Source organism: Pseudomonas sp. MS01C9 (assembly GCF_058202755.1).
This window is the reverse complement of record NZ_CM177073.1, coordinates 5,645,775-5,662,478: the sequence shown is the minus strand read 5'-3', so window position 1 is coordinate 5,662,478 and position 16,704 is coordinate 5,645,775. Positions and strand designations below refer to the sequence as shown.

Genomic DNA, 16,704 nt, shown 5'->3' with positions numbered 1-16,704 from the left:
CTTGAATACTCTTTCGAATGGGGAAATAAGTCGAAATCAAGCGTTCGCCTGCTTTTCCTTGGATGACAGCCAAGGCTGGTCGTAGCGGTGCAGGGCGCGGGCCTGTTCCAGGGTGTAGCCATTGCTCACGCTCTGGATAATGTCCTTCTCTGTCTGCTCGACAGCCTGGGCACGCCGGATGACCTCTTGGGCCTTGTCTGCCGGAATTGCCAGGCAACCGCTGCTATCGCACACCACCACGTCGCCCGGATTGATCGTCACCCCGGATATCTGCACGGGTATCTGGGTTGCCTTGAGCTGCACTCGGTTTTTCGCCGATTGCATGAAGCGGGCTCGACTGAATAACGGGTAGTTCAGGCGCTGGACCGTATCGATATCCCGCGCGGCCCCGTCGATCAGCGTTCCTCGAATGCCTCGGCTTATCGCCACATGGGTCAGGATGTCGCCCCAGGTTGTGCAGTCCGTGCGCCCGGGATTGCTGGAAACGATGACCGCGTCGGGCGGCACTTCATCGATGTAATTGGCGGCGGACCTGAAGCCGTTCCGTTCCTGGACTGGCTCGTACAACACGGTGTAGGCGAAGCCGATACAACGGGTCCCTGGCACCTGCTGGTTGAGGCCGGCCAGGCCCCCGGCCAGCCCCAGGCTGTCGAGTGCATCTGACAGGCTGGCGGTGTCGAGCGCCTCGCAGGCCTTGAGCAGCGCATGGTTGTTTTGCAAAGCGGGAGAAATGATGGCGTTCATGCATGGGCTCCTTTTTTCAGGCCGTGCTTGTCCTGGTCTCCGGACTGCCGGGATGTCAGCCCGTCAAGCCGCGCCACCCATTCGAGAGCTTGCTTGACGATGGCGGCCGCCACTTCGAAGGTATTGGCCGTTCCGCCCAGGTCGTAGGTGCGGCAATCACTGCGTGCGACCTGGGAGACGGCGTTGCGAATCGCCTGGGCGGAGTGCCGATGTCCGAGGTGCTCGAGCATCAGCGCGACTGACAGGAACATTGCGCTCGGGTTGGCCCGACGTTGGCCGGCGTAGGCGGGCGCGCTGCCATGGACCGGTTCGAAGTAGGCACCCTGGGCCCCGATGTTTGCGCTGGGCGCCAGGCCCAGGCCACCCATGACCCCGGCCCCGAGGTCGGAAAGAATGTCGCCAAACATGTTTTCCGCCACGATCACCCCGAAGCGCTCGGGCCGTCGGACCATCCACAACGCAACGGCGTCGACGTTATCGATGTTGCACTGGATGTCGGGAAAGTCCGCGGCAACCGACTCCAGGATCTCTCGGGCAAACGCGCCGCTGTACCGCAGGACGTTGGGTTTGTCCGCCAGCGTGACGCGCTCGTGGCCCTGCTGGCGTGCGTACTCGAAGGCAAAGCGGAACAGGCGCAGTAGTCCTGCGCGGGTTTGCAGGCGCACCGTCATCGTGGCATCGGTGCAACTCTCTCGCGACCATGGCGCGCCATTGCGTTCGCGCTCAGCCAGTATCGGTTCGAACGCCTGCGGAATGCTGGCAAAATCCAGCCCAGCATACAGGCCCTCGGTATTCTCTCGAATCACCGAAAAACGATAGCGGTTGTTGCCCAGTACATCGGTGACAGGCCGTACATTGGCAAACAGTCCAAGTTTTTGGCGAAGCTGGATAACCGGAGAAACATAGACTCGCCCGGTTCCCCTGAGTATCGATGAAAGTTCCGCTTCCGCTTCACGAAGAGGCTTGCTGGTAATCGCTCCTAATAACGTGGCGTCACTTTCATTGATCAAGTCCCAGGTTTTATCTGGAATGCAATTTCCTTCTTTCTGCCAACAGCTCCAACCGATATCCCCAAACTTTAGATCGATGGGCAATCCAAGGGCTTCGAATAACGGCAGTACCGCGTCGGTAACTTCGACGCCAATGCCGTCACCTGGCAATACACATACTTGTTGTCGCCGGCTCATTAGCGGATACCTCCGCTTGCCAGGGAGGGCGATAGAGTCGTCGGCAATGGCTTTATAGACTTTTCCGGCTTGCGGCTACCCTGTTCGTGCAATATCTGCAAAGCGTGGAAAGTTGAAGCGGGGCTGTACGCCTTTATCACATCATCCAGGCGTTGCTGAACATCGAAGGGCATGTTGTAGGTGCCCATCATGACATCTGTCAGCGACAATGGCAGGCTGCTGGCGGGCACGGTGTCGGCGGTGAGCTGGGATAAATGCAGGGCACTCACCAGGTCATAGTCATTGCGAATGCCGGCACGGTGCAGGTAGGCGACAAAAACACCCAGGTGCAGATTGCCCGCCCCCTTGCCCATGCCACAGATTGAAGCATCGATGTATTCGGCGCCGGCATCCATGGCGGCAATGGAATTGGAAAGCGCCAGGGAAAGGTTGTTGTGGGCATGGAAGCCCAAGGGGATCAGGACCCGGCTGGATATCCGAGTGATCAGCCGGTCTACATCGGCAGGTATCATGTTGCCGTTGGAGTCCGCGAACACCAGCAAGTCTGCCCCGGCGTTCTCCGCGCGCAGGCTCATATCGGAAATTTCCCCAGGACCCAGGGTTGTGACATGGGTGATATTGGCGCTTACCTGGAAGCCATGAGCCTTGGCCAGTCGCACGGTGGCCAACCCGTCGTCCAGACGGTCGCGGCGCAGGCAAACCCTGATCATCGACACGCCATATTCCTGAAGCAGCTGGAAGTCGCTGGCATCGACATTGTGCGGATGCACCATGACGCACAAGTCGATCCGCCCCGCGGCGGCGTCATGGACCGCACTCAGGTACTGGGCGTCGACAGCGCTGGTGAGCCCATGCTCGTGCTTGCGTACGAACGAACCGTTGCGGTAACCGATTTCGCAGTACGGAATGCCGGCTTCGACCATTTGAGAAATTGCAGACTGGGCGTAATCAACGGTGAAGTTGAAATCATTGCGGTATCCACCGTCTCGCAGCGTGACATCGATAATCTTTATCTGGCTCATGAATACAGTCCCTTTTTCATGTTTCGAAGGCACGCAAGTGTGCCGCTTTAACTTCGAATAAGCAGAGGTAACCAGGAGTAACAATGTCTTGCGCAGCCGTATACGCATAACGATCAGCCGACAGTGGCGGCGTTATTGGCGTAAAAGGCAGGGGGATTATTATTATAGGAATGTAACGGTTTTCTACGAGGTCATGATTTCAGCGAAAACTCGTTCGCCTGACCTGATTCGATACTGGACAACATTCCGCAGATTGTAAACAGGTTGTTTTTAACAGCTGCTGTTAAAAAATTCCCAGTCGGGTCGAACCTTTTATTAACGATGTTGCTGTGCAAAGCAATGAATGATGAAGTCCATCATGGCCCTTATTCCGGGAGCCGTTCGCATGTCGCGATGGACCACCAGCCATAGCTCAGCATGTAACGGCCGCTCTTCGATCGAGACCCTGTGCAGGCCGCTTTGAGGATTGGCCATGAATACGGGGAGCAAGGCGATACCGGCGCCGGCCCTGGCCGCTTCGGCCTGTACATCGAAGGATTTGACCCTTAGCACCACTGGCCTTTGGCCCGCGGCATTCTCCAGCCAGATGCGCTGAGGGGAGGGTTCTTGTTCATCGTCATGGGCGATGAATTCATAGGCTGAGGGGGCACGGCCCTGGAGATAGGATTGCGCGGCGAAAAAACCGAAATCCAGGGTGCCGATCTTCCGCACGACCAGGTCCGTCTCGGTCGGTCGTCCGACGCTGATCGCGATATCCGCTTCGCGCCTTGCCATGGAGGCCATGCGGGGGTTGGACAGGATCCGCACGTTGACGCCAGGACATTGCTCCCTTAGCTGACCGAGACGGGGCGCAATGAAATGCGTCGTCAGGTGGGGAGGTGAGCTGAGGGTAATGTCTGCGACTTTATCGGTGCGGATCGCGCAGACCGCGCGGCTCAGCGCGCAGGCAGTTTCCTGCATGCGGTTACCCAACTGGGCGATCCGCTCGCCGTTTTCGGTCAATTCGTATCGGTGGCTGCGCCGGTCCACCAGGCGTATTTTCAGTGCCGTTTCAAGGGCCGCTATCCGCCGTGAAACAGTCGCGTGTTCGACGTTTAACGACCGCGCTGCGGCAGCCAGGGAGCGTATTCTCGCGAAGGCGATGAAATACCGAAGGTTCTCCCAATCGAACTGGGTGCTGTCCACAGGGAAATCGACGGCCTGCGAGGCGGTGAGTGAAGTGCTGCTAACATCCATATCGTAACTCCGTCCGAGTGGTTCTGACCGATAAAAACTCCGCTGAGTTCGAGAAAGACCGTGGCAGGCCACGGTCTCCGAGGAATGACTTTAGTGCAAAACCGCCTGGGTTTCCGACGCAAGGCCTGGTTGTCGGGCTCCATACACAAGCACCTTGGTCGCGATTGTCGCAGCTGCCAGTGCACAGAAAACCAGCCCGCTGACGATGGTTCCTTCCATTCCCAAGCGTGCGAGGAACCAGCCGCCGGCGGTTGCACCGAGCGTCACGCCCAAATTGATGAATGAAATGTAGAGTCCCGTCACAAACTCGGGAGCCTCCGGGGCTTCGGAGGTCAACCATACCTGCGTTACGATCAGGCCACTGGTGTGTGTGGCACCCCACAGCACGACGATCAACACCATCGGCAAAATGGCTGCACTGGCGAAGAAATGGAGGATCAGGTAGGACGCACCCAGCATGATCGGATGCATCAGCGTGGTACTCACTTTGTTCCTGGACAGCAAGCGGCCCGCCAGCAAATTACCGGCTACACCTCCCACACCAAAGAGGATCAACATGGCGCTGATCACCTCACCGCTCATGCCGGCTTCACGAGACAGGTATTCGGCGCTGTAGGAGTACACCGAAAACATCGCACCGAAGATCAGGGTGGAGGCCAGGATATTGAGCCACAGCGTCGGTTTGCGCAGGATAGCCAGCTGTTCCCCATAAGGGGTTCGCTGTCCGGCAAAGGTATCGGGTAGCCGGGCGATGATGCCGAGGCCGGCGATCACATTGACTGCGGTGCAGAACAGAAAGGCCGCCTCGTAGGAGAAGCGTGCGGCGATCCAGGTGGTGATAGGCACGCCCAGGACCATGCCCATGCTGGTGCCGACAAACGCTTTGGCCGTCGCTTGCGTAGCCTGTTCCTTGGGATAAAGAGACACCGCTGCGACAAAAGCCAGAGAGAAATACACCGGATGGAAGAACGCCGGAATGATCCGCAGGACCGCAAGCGATCCGTAATCGGGCGCATAGGCCGACAAGGCGCTGGAACCGGCAAAAATGAACAACGACAGGGTCAGGATCCGCTTGCGGTTGTAACGTGAAAACAACAGCACCATGAAGGGGCCGAATACCGCAATGATCAGGGCGAACAGGCCCACCAGATAGCCCGCCTGAGAGGCGCTGACGCTGTAGCGTTCGATGATCACTGGCAAGATACCGACTACGCCGAACTCGATGGTGTAGACCCCGAACAAACCCAGCGCGATGAAGAACAACGGGTTGAACATTTTCATGGCCGGTCCTCCAGGGTCACGATGACTTTGCCGAACTGCTCACCGGCCTCCAGGTATTCATGGGCCTCGACGATCTCGTCGAAGGTAAAGGTTCTGGCGATTACAGGGGACAGGCTGCCGTCGATCAGGCCGCTGGAGACGAACGCCTTGCCTTGGGCAAACAGGACCGGGTCGTTGACGATTTCGTGCAGCAGGTAGCCTCGCAGCGTGAGGCTTTTCCCTAGCACGGTGAACAGCGGAAAGGGCGAGGGCTCGCTGCTCAAGGCTCCGTACTCGATGATAATGCCGCCGCGACGGGTGGCATCCGCCAACGGCTCGATAGCCGGACCGCCCACTGGATCGAAGACAACCCTGGCGCCATCGCCGGCCGTGATCTCCCCGACACGTACCGCCAGATTTTCCTTGTCGCTGACAATCACATGAGCGGCACCGGCCGCCAGCAGCTTGCGGACCTTTTCCTCGCCACGGGTCACCGCGATAGGTATCGCCTTTACACGGTTGGCAATCTGAATGGCAGCCAGGCCTACACTGCTCGAAGCGGCGGTTATCAGCACGAAGTCACCTGCAACCAGTCCGGCGACGGGAAATAACGCGCCCCAGGCCGTGAGATATTGCATCCAGACGCCAGCGGCCTGTTCGAGGCTGAGGCTGTCCGGATGTTTGACCAGCATCGCCGCCGGCACCACCGCCTGCTCGGCATAGGTTCCCCATCGAGCGATGCTCGAAGGGGGAACGAGGCTGACCGGATCGCCTATCTCAAAATCGTGTACGGCATCGCCTAAGGCTTCGACAAAACCGGCTGCTTCGTACCCCAGCCGGCTGGGAAACTCAGCCTGCTCAAGGTACTGGCCGCGCCTGAACATGGATTCGGCGCGGTTGAGACCGATGGCTTTTACCCGGATGCGGACCTCATCAGGGCCTGGCTGGGCGACCGGTAAATCCTCGATTCGCAGGACCTCTGGATCACCATACTCATGGAACCGAACGACACGTGTCATGGCATTTCTCGCAAGGGTTGGGGACGTTTGCAGTCTAGAGGCGCGCCGAATGCAGAAAAACGCGCTGGAGTTCCGGTGTTAACGGATGTATGTGTCCGCAATGGGAATTGACCGGGCCTGGGGTAGCTGGCGGCCAAAACTGCGAACCAGGACGTAGAAGAGCGGGGTGAAGAGCAATCCGAATGCGGTCACGCCCAACATGCCGAAGAACACCGCGACGCCCATCGCCTGGCGCATTTCCGCTCCGGCTCCGGTGGAAATCACCAGGGGGACGACGCCCATGACAAAGGCAATCGAGGTCATCAGGATCGGCCTGAGCCTCAACTTGCTGGCCTCCCAGGCGGCGCTCGACGGGGTGTGCCCCTGGCGTTCCAAATCCCTTGCAAATTCGACGATCAGGATGGCGTTCTTGGACGCCAGGCCCACCAGTACCATCAGGCCTATCTGGGTGAAAATGTTGTTATCGCCTCCGGTCAACCAGACGCCCGCGAGCGCCGAAAGCACCCCCATCGGCACGATCAGGATCACCGCCAGCGGCAGCAGGAGACTTTCGTACAGCGCCGCCAGAACCAGAAAAACCAGGAGCGTGCTGACCGCCAGCACCCAGGCGGTCGTGTCACCGGCCAGCCGTTGCTGGTAGGTCAGGTCGGTCCATTCCATACGTACGCCCTGGGGCAGGGTCTGCCGGGCGATGCGCTCGATGGCTGCTTCTGCCTGGCCCGAAGAGTAACCGGGGGCGGGGGCGCCGTTGACGTCCGCCGCTGTAAAAGCGTTGTAATGCACGACCATTTCCGGCCCATAGCCGGGATCGACCGACAGCAGCGTCGACAAGGGCACCATGTCGCCGTAGGCATTACGAACCTTCAAGCGTTTGATGTCTTCGGGGTGGGCCCTGAACGGCGCATCGGCCTGCGCCCTGACTTGGTAAACACGCCCGAAAAGGTTGAAATCGTTGACGTATAGAGATCCCAGGTAAATCTGCAGGGTCTCGAATACATCGGTTACCGAGACGCCGAGCTGCTTGGCTTTGACCCGATTTAGATCGACGTCCAGTTGGGGCACGTTTATCTGGTAGCTGGAGAAAAGGGGGCCTAATTCCGGCGCCTTGGCAGCCTCGGTCATGAAGGCTTTGACCGCGCTGTCGAGTGCGACATAACCCAGGCTGGCGCGGTCCTCGATCTGGAGTTTGAACCCGCCCAGTGTTCCCAGCCCAAGGACGGGGGGCGGCGGGAAGACCGCAGTGAAGGACTGCGCAATCTTGCTGAACTCGGCATTGAGTTCTGCCGCTATCCGGTTCGCCCCCAACTCCTCGCCGGAACGCTCGGCAAAGGGTTTGAGGATGACGAAGATGATCCCGGAGCTTGAAGAGTTCATCAGACCGTTGACGGACATGCCGGGAAACTCGAGGGTGTGGGCAACGCCAGGATGTTTCAGCGCGATGTCGTTCATTTGCTGGATGACCTGCTCGGTTCGATCCAGCGAGGCACCGGCGGGCAGTTGAGCGAAACCCACCAGGAACTCCTTGTCCTGGGCCGGAACGAACCCCGTCGGTAGCGTGTGGCTCAACCAGGCGCAGGCATACAGCAGAACCGCGAACACCGCGAACGTCCTGCCCTTGTGCGCCAGCACACCGTGTACGCCGGCACCATAGTGCTCCTCGGCTTGCTTGAATCGACGATTGAAACCTTTGAAAAAACGCCCCATGACTTTGTCGATTCCACGTTCCAGAGGATCCTTTGGCGCGCCGTGTGGCTTGAGCAGCAGGGCGCAGAGGGCCGGGGAAAGTGTCAACGAATTGAATGCCGAGATCACCGTGGAAATGGCTATGGTCAAGGCGAACTGGCGGTAGAAACCGCCAGAAAGGCCGGGCATGAACGCCAATGGAATGAACACGCAAACCAGCGTAAGGGTGATGGCGACGATGGGTTTGCTCACCTCTGCCATTGCCTGGTGAGTGGCCTGGTGCGGTGACAACCCTTGGCTGATGTTGCGTTCGACATTTTCCACCACGACGATCGCGTCATCCACGACGATGCCGATCGCCAATACCAGGCCGAACAGTGACAACGCGTTGATGGAGAATCCGAACGCCAGCAAGAACGCCAGTGTGCCGACGATGGATATCGGCACAGCCAGCAATGGAATGACCGAGGCGCGCCAGGTTTGCAGGAACACGATCACCACCAGCACCACCAGCACGATGGCTTCGAACAGAGTGCTGATCACCGCATCGATACTGGAACGGACGAACTGGGTCGGGTCGAAGACGATTTTGTAATCGACGCCTGCCGGCATATCGGCCTTGGCTTGAGTCATGATTTCCCGAGCCCGGGCTGAAATGTCCAGCGCGTTGCCGCCCGCCATCTGGAAAACTCCGAAGCCTACCGCCGGCTGCCCGTCGACTAGCGAGCGAAGCGCGTAGGTGGAAGCGGCCAATTCGATCCGGGCCACATCGCGCAAGTACGTCACGCCCCCGTCCGGTACCGTCTTGATGACGATATTGCCGAATTCCTCTTCGGTTTTCAGCCGACCTTTGGCGTTGACCGAAAGCTGCAGTGGAACGCCCGCGTTCATGGGCGACGCGCCTATGACGCCGGCCGCGACCTGAATGTTCTGTTCTCGTATGGCCGCCACCACTTCGCCGGCGGTGAGGCCTCGCTGTACAACGCTGTCGGGGTCGATCCAGATACGCATGGCGTAGTCGCCGCCGCCCCAGATGCGCACTTCGCCGACGCCAGGGATACGTTCAAGCTGGCTCTTGATGTTAAGGATGCCGTAGTTGCGAAGGTAGTTGGCGTCGTATTCGTTGTTGGGCGACACCAGATGAATCGCCAGGGTCTGGGTCGATGACGATTTGCTGGTGGTGACGCCAAGGTTCAACACGTCGGCCGGCAGGCGTGGGAGCGCTTCGGAGACACGGTTCTGTACCAACTGCTGAGCCTTGTCGGGGTCGGTGCCCAGCGCGAATGTCACATTGATCGCCAAGGTGCCATCGCTGTTGGCCTGCGATTGCATGTACAGCATGCCTTCCACGCCGTTGATACGCTCTTCAAGCGGCGCGGCGACGCTCTCAGCCACCACTTTGGGGTTGGCACCTGGGTATTGGGCGTTCACCACGATCAACGGCGGCACCACATCGGGGTACTCCGACACTGGCAGCCGCGTTAGCGAGAGTATCCCGGCCAGCAATACAAGAGCGCTGAGGACGCCGGAAAAAATCGGACGGTCGATGAAAAATCCGGAAATGTTCATCATTGTTGCGCCTGTGGTTGGGAAGGCGCACGTACCGGAGCAACCTGGGAGCCCGGTGTCGCCAGGTGCAGGGAACTCACGACCACCTGCTCCTCGGGTGAGATGCCCTGGTCAATGACCCGTAGCGCACCCTGACGTATCCCGGGCTTGACCTGGCGATACTGGACGCGGCCCTCGGCATCGACCACCAGTACGTACTTTTTGTCCTGGTCGGTGCCGATGGCGCTGTCGTCGACCAAGGTTGCCGGGCGGCTGGCACTGCCTGGCAGCAGGACCCTGGCAAACAGGCCCGGGCGCAGCTCTCCGTTGCTGTTGTCGAAACTGGCCCTGACGCGGATAGTGGCTGATCGAGTATCCAGCCGGTTGTCCAGGGAGCTTAGGTTGCCCTTGCGTGGATAACCCTCTTCGTGGGCCAGCCCGAGCATGACGGGTACCGGATCGCCTGCGGGGCGGTTGCCCAGGTAGCGCAGGAAGGTTTGTTCATCCACGTCGAAGTCCGCGTAGATCGGAGAGATGGACACCAGGTTCGTCAGGGCTGTGGAGCGCTCTCCCACGTCAACGATATTTCCCGGTGTCACCTCCACCCGTGAGGCGCGACCGTCAAATGGCGCGAGGATGCGGGTGTGCTCCAGGTCGAGCCGGGCCAGTTCGACCCTGGCCTGGGCTTCATTGACCCTGGCCTGAGCTTCGTTGGCGCTCTGTATGCGCTTGTCCAGGTCGGTTTTCGCGATGGCATTGCTGGTGATTAAATGCTCGTAGCGCTGCAGCTCTTTCTGCGCAAACAGACTCATCGACCTGGCGGCCACCAGCGCGGCTTGGGCTTGTTGCAGCGTCGCGGCATAAGGACGAGGGTCGATCTCGAACATCAGGTCGCCTTTGCGCAGCAGCGCGCCGTCCTTGAAGTGCACACTGATGAGCGTACCGGCCACCAGAGGCTTTATGACTACGGTGTCGGTGGCGACCAAGCGACCGGTGTAGCTCTGCCAGTCGACGACATCTCGCGTGATGGCGCTCATCACTTGCACCTGAGGCAGCGGAGCGGGGGCGCTTTTAGCCTGGGCTACCGGGGCCCGCATGCTGATTGCGAAGCCGGCGATTAGCGCCAGCGCCAATAAGCCGAGTGCCCAAACGGGCACGCCGCTCAACCTGCGAATAAACGATGACATGGCTAGCATCCTTTCCAGTGGAGAAATCAAACCTGAGGAACACTCATTGGTCGCTCGATCGGCTTGGCTTTGCCCCAACGTCGCATGGCGGGCCGCTCGACGAAGGCGAAAAGCAGCCAGCCCCCCAGGATCGACAGGCAGAACGTGGCCGCGAGAATCAGAGAGGCCGGTACTACTGCGAAACGTTGTCCATCCAACAGCGAAGTCACGCACATCATGATCAGCAGGTGGACCATGTAGAACCCGAACGAGATCTCTCCCAGCCAGACCATCAGTGGATGACGAAACCAGGACTTGAGCTGCGCGACGTCGGCGGCAGCCAGGCTGGTGATCAGCAAGGCAATCGGAATGACGGTGGTGAGTGACAGGCTGTAGATGAAGGGCATTTCTCCTGCGAGGAAGTATGTCGCCGCCGCCAATGCCAGCGTCGGTGCGACCGGGATCGCAATCCAGCGTCCCGTCATCAGGATGCGGGCCATCAACATGCCGAGAACGAACTCGAACAACCGTAGCGGCGGAAAGTAGTAAGCCAACCACCACTGGCTCAGGGAGATGGGGTATTCGGCGATCTGCGGTGCATCGTCGACAACCTCGGCGATGAGCCAGTGGGTCACAGCCATCGCACAGACTGTGAGGCCCGCGGTCAGCCAGAGGCGGTCCTCGCCGACCTTCCACAAGGCGCGCAAGAGAAACGGAAACGCCAGGTAGAAAACCAGTTCACAACACAGGGACCAGGAAGGCCCGTTGACACTCAGGAACACCGACATGTCCGGGACCCAGGCATGAACCAGCAGCAAGTTGGGCAACCAGGCACTCACGGCTGTCAGCGGTACAGCGAACAAGATCATCGCCAGGACGAAGGTGACCAGATGATTGGGATAGATCTTCACCAGGCGACGGCGCCAGAACGCCCCAAGCGTATCGTCCCTGCGGGCCGACCAGGTTATGACGAAACCACTGAGGACGAAAAAAAACGATACGCCAAGCCAGCCCCCCACGCTGAACAAGCGCTGGAAGCCGGCGACAATGTGCTGGTCGGCAAAGGGGTTGAATCCGATGATCTTTGTCAGTGAGGCGTGAAAGAAGAACACCAAGGCAGCCGCGACAAATCGAAACCCCGTCAGGGAGTCCAGGCGTACGTTGGCATGGTTGTGATACAGGCGTGAATGCGTCATGAGTCGATACCTTTCAATAAAGATCCGCGGCGCTGTCGAAAGCCCAGGCGCCTGGTCAATTCCATGGGGCAGGTAGCCAAAAAAAAGCTGGACAACTCAAACTGCATTCGCATGAAGGCCGGCTCTCAAGCCGGTCTTTTCATCATGAACTCCTTATCGCCGCGTGAACCTTTGGCCATTCAGGCACCGTATACGGCGTTGCATAGATCGACGGTGAACTGCCCGAACATGCCTTCGAACGCCGTGTTGGTGAAGGCCACCACGCAGATCTGTTGCACCGGATCGACGAACCAGGAATGACCGAAAGCCCCACCCAGACGCCACGTGCCAACGGACTCGGTCGTTTGTGCGGCCTGCGGGTCAGTCAGCACGGTGAATCCCAGGCCGAAACCACGGCCAGGCCAATTGGCGAGTTCCAGATTGCCGGTCTGGACACTTCCCATTTCTTTCGCAAGGGTCGCTGGCATGAGCGGCCCACCACCCTGGCGCAAGGTTTCGAGCAGGGTCAGGAACTCTTCGGCGGAGCCGATCATGCCGGAGCCTCCCGATGGATAGGCACTGCTATCGAGGGCCCGATCCGCGTCCATCCGGATACCTGCAGTGTTCTCGAATACTTCGATCACTTCGACGCCATTCATGCGGCGTGGAACGGGATCGGCATTGAGGTAGGCGGCTGTCAGGCGGGAGGTGTCGACGACGTTGAAGCGGGTGTCGGACAGGCCGAGAGGCTCGCACACCAGTTGATTGACTGCTTCAGCCAGGCTACTGCCGCATACCCTGGCGATGAGGGCTCCCAACACGTCGGTGGCAATGGAATATCCCCAGTTGGTGCCGGGGCGATAGAGCAACGGCGCGGTCGCCAGCCGCCGGATGTTTTCCTCCAGGGTCAGCGGTGCGCTCTCCAGCCCGTCACACACACCGGCCTGCGCGTAGGCGCCGCCACCCTGGGCTTCGAGAAAACCATAATTCAGGCCTGCTGTATGGCTGAGCAATTGGCGCACGCTGATAGACACCCGAGTGCCGTCCGCCAGGGTCGGCTGGAACTCCGGTAGCCAGCGGGCGATAGGGTCATCCAGGCCAATGCGGCCTTGGGCAACCAAGGCCAGGGCGGCCGCCGAGGTGATAGGTTTGGTGACCGAGGAGAGCCGGAACAGGGCGTCGGTGCGCATCGGTATCCCGGCCTCTCTGTCGGCCAGGCCCACCGCGTTTCGATAGGTGATTTCGCCACGGCGGGCAACCAGTACGACAGCTCCCACCAGGCGTTTGTCTTCAATGGCGCTGCTCAGCGCAGCGTCAATTCGGGCCTGCATAGGGTCAGTGGCGATGGCGCTGGATAACTGAATGGATGCTTTGGCGGTCATGATCGCGATTCCCTGCTGTGATAGACGGTTGTCATGCTAGGTCGCAGACGGCAGGGGAAACAGAGGCTAGAATTCCGGACACATCGGACGTTTCGTTCCGCAATCAAAGCGCCAATACTCAAGGAGAGAGCGTGGACAACCTCAGCGGTATCTCGGTTTTCGTCCAGGTCGCCGAAACCCGTAGTTTTGTCGCAGCCGGTCGGCAATTGGGTGTGTCGTCATCGGCCGTTGGCAAAAGCGTCGCGCGCCTGGAGCAGCGCCTGGGAGTCAGGCTGTTTCATCGCAGCACTCGAAGCATCAACCTGACAGCGGAGGGCATGCTTTTCCTGAACCGCTGCCAGCGTGTGCTCAATGAACTGGAAGCAGCGGAGCTCGAGCTGTCCAGCTCCAGCAGCGAACCCCGTGGCAAGCTGCGCGTGAGCCTGCCCTTGGCAGGGCAGTTCCTGTTCACTTTGTTGTCCCGCTTTGCCAAGCGATACCCGGACATCCATTTGGAGCTGGACTTCAGCGACCGTCTGGTGGATGTCGTGGAGGAGGGCTTTGATGCCGTGGTCAGAACCGGCGAATTGAACGACTCTCGTCTGGTGGCGCGGCGATTGGGCGCCTTCCGTTTCCTGCTGGTGGGTGCTCCGGCCTATTTCCAGGCCCAGGGCGTGCCCTTGGACGCTGGCGACTTGAGCAACCATGACTGCTTGTTGTACCGAGTGCCTTCCACCGGGAAGCTCGAGCGCTGGCCGCTACCGGATAAAACTCACAATGGCGCGCAGGATTTGCCGGCAGTGCTGGTTTGCAACAACATCGACATGCTTTTCAACGCCGCCATGGAAGGTCGGGGCATCGCCTGCCTGCCGGAATTTGCCGTCAAGGATGCCCTTGAGTCCGGAGAGTTGCAGGCGGTGCTGACCCAAGAGGTCACCCGCACCATCCACTTCAGTGTGCTGTGGCCGCCGAACCGCTTCATCACGCCCAAGCTGCGTTGTTTCGTAGATTTCATCTCCCTGCATATGTAAGTGATCAACCGTCTAGATCCGATGACAGTTCCTTGAGGAAATCCTGGATCTTGTCTTCGTCGATTTTGACGTTCAGCGTCTTGCAGAGATGATCGGGTCACCCTGCACGTGAGCGTAGCTGTCACCGAATGCGTGGATCAGGAACCCCGGTTCCCAGCCAGGCACCTCGAAGTTTGGCCATCCTTGCCGTAGTAGGGGATCAGTACACCCAAGTTGCCCGCCGACAAAGAGTGGACCTCGGATTGCCGGCCTGGATCGGCCCGGGGCACTTTGAGCCTGTGAATCTCTGGCGACGTTGAAGAACAGCCGTATAGCAGCGCAAAAGCAACCTTTCCATAACTATCGAAATAACCGGATTGGTTGACCAATTCGCCCAGCGTTTCGCACGTGAGGCAGGGTTTGATGGTGTTGAAATCCACGGCACCATTGGCTGCGAAGATAAGTATTCCTTTGACTGGTCTCGCCGGGGCTCGATGGAGGCAGCTGCAATCCTGCCGCGCAATATGCTCCAATGGCATCCTTCATTGAATATCGAGACCTCATCATGGCTGACGCCTCCGACCAAGCCTTCTACGACCGTGCAGACGCCCATATCGAACTGTCCAACGAACAGATCAAGACCCATGGAGATCTCGGTGGGGTCAGCGCCTCAATGATGTTCGGCACCACTCGTTTCAATGCTTGGGCGAGCGCGCAGAACTTCAAGTCTGGTGCCGAAATGGCTGATGCTCGGGAGGCGCTGTTGAAGTATTTCTGCGATCAGTTCCGGCTGATGCTCGAGGATAATCTTGATGATCACATCAACAATTTCAGCCAGTACATGCAGGTGAAATAGGTTCTGGTGCCGGCACATCCAGACCTACTCGCATCTGCACTCAATCCATTACCATTGAACCGCTTTTCAACAGTCCCAAGTCTCCGACTGGCTAGGGCACCCGATGGAACCAGGGAGAAAGGGATGTACGTCAAACAAAAGTATGGCCGGTTCATCTTGCTGGCCGGCGCGTTACTGGTCAGCGGTTGCACTTCGTTTCTACAGGGCAAGCAATATGTCGTCCCCGGACCCGCTGACCCTTCAGCAACGGTTCGCCTCAAGGCTGGAGGAGGGGCGAGGCTGGATGCCATGACCTTCAGCGATAATGGATGCTATGCCGGTTATACGGTCCTGCCCTCCAACGGGGAACATATCGAATCACGGGTTGCCGTGGACAAAGAGCTGATCCTGACCTATTGGCAAGTCGCGGGTAGCAGCGCTTGTAAGATCCCGTTCTCCTTCAAGCCACAGAACGGAGCCACTTATACCTTGATTTCGGGCTCCTGGACCGAGCCTAAGGCTGGCATTCTTCCGATCTTCAACCGTGACGAGTCTTTCTGCGGGGTGGCCGTCATCAAGAAGGTCGGTGAACAGGAAAATATCGAACCCATTCAGCAACTGCGGATCAAGACCGGGTTCGGGTGCCTCAGGTTCGTCAAATAAAGACATTGAGGCCAGTGGCAAAGCAGAGGGGGAGTGCAATGACAATAACCATGGCACTGCGCCCCCAAGATCGAAACTGCCCGACATTAAGCCGGCTCAGCCATTACGGTACGGAAACCCCGAGTTCGGCGAGCTTGGCCTTATGTTTCTCCAGCAGGTATTTCTTGTCGACCAGCGCCAGGAATTTCTTGAAGTCGGCCCTGGCATCATCCTTCGCCCCCAAATGGTCGTACGCGACCCCGCGGGTGTAATAGGCCCAGGCATAGTCCGGCTGGCGTTCAAGGCCGGCGCTGAAGGCTTCGGCGGCCTCTCGGTATTGGCCCAGGTCCGTCAGGGCCAGGCCTAGATGATAGTAGGTCGGCATATGGAAGCCGGAGCCCTTACCGGCTTCTCCCAGTCCGTTGTCGAGGTTGTACTGCACAAGTTCGAGTGCTTTCTTGGGGTTGCCGGCCTCACGATACATCGCGCTCAAATCCAGGTTCGCCCGCGGATCTGGCTTGACTGCCAATTGGATGGATTTTTCCTTGGCAGTCACGGCTTGGGAAAATTGGTTGAGGTTGCTGTGGGCTTCAGCCTGCACCGCATAAATCACGCTTTGCAGCGAGGCGGGCAGTGTATTTTTCTGCAAGCACAGATCACCTTCCTGCAGCACCAGGGTGTAGTTTTCGGCCTTGAGCGCCTTCAATTGATTGGAGCAATGGGCGAGATTGGCTCTTTGCGGATTCTGCATCCCGGCACATCCTGTGAGGAGGAGGGAACAAGCGATCAGTGCGGACCAGCGAGCATTCATGGAAA

At 59.0% G+C, this 16,704-nt stretch carries 14 protein-coding genes; 3 read left to right on the top strand and 11 right to left on the bottom strand.

Annotation, left to right across the window (positions count from 1 at the left end; all coding sequences use genetic code 11):
- Positions 1 to 36: 36 nt before the first annotated feature.
- The 10 genes from AC1M7R_RS25475 to AC1M7R_RS25430 all read right to left on the bottom strand — a co-directional run bounded on the left by AC1M7R_RS25475 (position 37) and on the right by AC1M7R_RS25430 (position 13,371).
- Positions 37 to 744 carry an RraA family protein gene (locus AC1M7R_RS25475; protein WP_072398341.1) on the bottom strand — a complete coding sequence of 236 codons (708 nt, stop codon included), beginning with the start codon at positions 742 to 744 and terminating at the stop codon, positions 37 to 39.
- Positions 741 to 1,931, bottom strand: coding sequence for an isocitrate/isopropylmalate dehydrogenase family protein (locus AC1M7R_RS25470; protein ID WP_072398340.1), 1,191 nt, complete (start codon positions 1,929 to 1,931; stop codon positions 741 to 743). Before AC1M7R_RS25470 ends, AC1M7R_RS25475 begins: the two co-directional genes overlap by 4 nt.
- Positions 1,931 to 3,061, bottom strand: a complete 1,131-nt coding sequence (locus tag AC1M7R_RS25465; RefSeq protein ID WP_231991073.1) for an aldolase catalytic domain-containing protein — start codon at positions 3,059 to 3,061, stop codon at positions 1,931 to 1,933. Before AC1M7R_RS25465 ends, AC1M7R_RS25470 begins: the two co-directional genes overlap by 1 nt.
- A 207-nt stretch (positions 3,062 to 3,268) precedes the next feature.
- The gene (locus tag AC1M7R_RS25460; RefSeq protein WP_083526353.1) at positions 3,269 to 4,189 is read right to left on the bottom strand and encodes a LysR family transcriptional regulator; all 921 of its coding nucleotides are present in this window, start codon (positions 4,187 to 4,189) and stop codon (positions 3,269 to 3,271) included.
- A gap of 90 nt (positions 4,190 to 4,279) precedes the next feature.
- Positions 4,280 to 5,470: an MFS transporter gene (locus AC1M7R_RS25455; protein WP_072398338.1), complete on the bottom strand. Its 1,191-nt coding sequence runs from the start codon at positions 5,468 to 5,470 to the stop codon at positions 4,280 to 4,282.
- On the bottom strand, positions 5,467 to 6,468 hold the full coding sequence (locus AC1M7R_RS25450) for a zinc-dependent alcohol dehydrogenase family protein (RefSeq protein WP_490610091.1): 1,002 nt from the start codon (positions 6,466 to 6,468) through the stop codon (positions 5,467 to 5,469). Before AC1M7R_RS25450 ends, AC1M7R_RS25455 begins: the two co-directional genes overlap by 4 nt.
- A gap of 78 nt (positions 6,469 to 6,546) precedes the next feature.
- Positions 6,547 to 9,720, bottom strand: a complete 3,174-nt coding sequence (locus AC1M7R_RS25445) for an efflux RND transporter permease subunit (RefSeq protein WP_490610090.1) — start codon at positions 9,718 to 9,720, stop codon at positions 6,547 to 6,549.
- Positions 9,720 to 10,736: an efflux RND transporter periplasmic adaptor subunit gene (locus tag AC1M7R_RS25440; protein ID WP_231991074.1), complete on the bottom strand. Its 1,017-nt coding sequence runs from the start codon at positions 10,734 to 10,736 to the stop codon at positions 9,720 to 9,722. The genes AC1M7R_RS25445 and AC1M7R_RS25440 overlap by 1 nt, the downstream gene beginning before the upstream one ends.
- Positions 10,737 to 10,912: 176 nt before the next feature.
- Positions 10,913 to 12,061 (bottom strand): acyltransferase family protein, encoded by a 1,149-nt coding sequence (locus AC1M7R_RS25435; RefSeq protein ID WP_076406986.1) that lies wholly within the window; start codon positions 12,059 to 12,061, stop codon positions 10,913 to 10,915.
- A gap of 179 nt (positions 12,062 to 12,240) precedes the next feature.
- Positions 12,241 to 13,371 carry a serine hydrolase domain-containing protein gene (locus AC1M7R_RS25430; protein ID WP_372239187.1) on the bottom strand — a complete coding sequence of 377 codons (1,131 nt, stop codon included), beginning with the start codon at positions 13,369 to 13,371 and terminating at the stop codon, positions 12,241 to 12,243.
- 182 nt (positions 13,372 to 13,553) lie between these two features.
- Between AC1M7R_RS25430 and AC1M7R_RS25425 the strand changes: the two genes are divergently transcribed.
- The 3 genes from AC1M7R_RS25425 (at position 13,554) to AC1M7R_RS25415 (ending at position 15,909) form a co-directional block, all read left to right on the top strand.
- Positions 13,554 to 14,432 carry a LysR family transcriptional regulator gene (locus AC1M7R_RS25425; protein WP_076406988.1) on the top strand — a complete coding sequence of 293 codons (879 nt, stop codon included), beginning with the start codon at positions 13,554 to 13,556 and terminating at the stop codon, positions 14,430 to 14,432.
- A 544-nt stretch (positions 14,433 to 14,976) separates the two neighbouring features.
- Positions 14,977 to 15,267: a DUF3144 domain-containing protein gene (locus AC1M7R_RS25420; RefSeq protein WP_076407365.1), complete on the top strand. Its 291-nt coding sequence runs from the start codon at positions 14,977 to 14,979 to the stop codon at positions 15,265 to 15,267.
- Positions 15,268 to 15,390: 123 nt separating this feature from the next.
- A complete protein-coding gene (locus AC1M7R_RS25415; protein ID WP_072398331.1) occupies positions 15,391 to 15,909 on the top strand; it encodes a hypothetical protein in 519 nt (172 codons plus the stop codon).
- A gap of 103 nt (positions 15,910 to 16,012) precedes the next feature.
- Here the strand turns inward: AC1M7R_RS25415 and AC1M7R_RS25410 are convergent, their stop codons facing one another.
- Positions 16,013 to 16,699 carry a tetratricopeptide repeat protein gene (locus AC1M7R_RS25410; RefSeq protein ID WP_177305120.1) on the bottom strand — a complete coding sequence of 229 codons (687 nt, stop codon included), beginning with the start codon at positions 16,697 to 16,699 and terminating at the stop codon, positions 16,013 to 16,015.
- Positions 16,700 to 16,704: the final 5 nt, after the last annotated feature.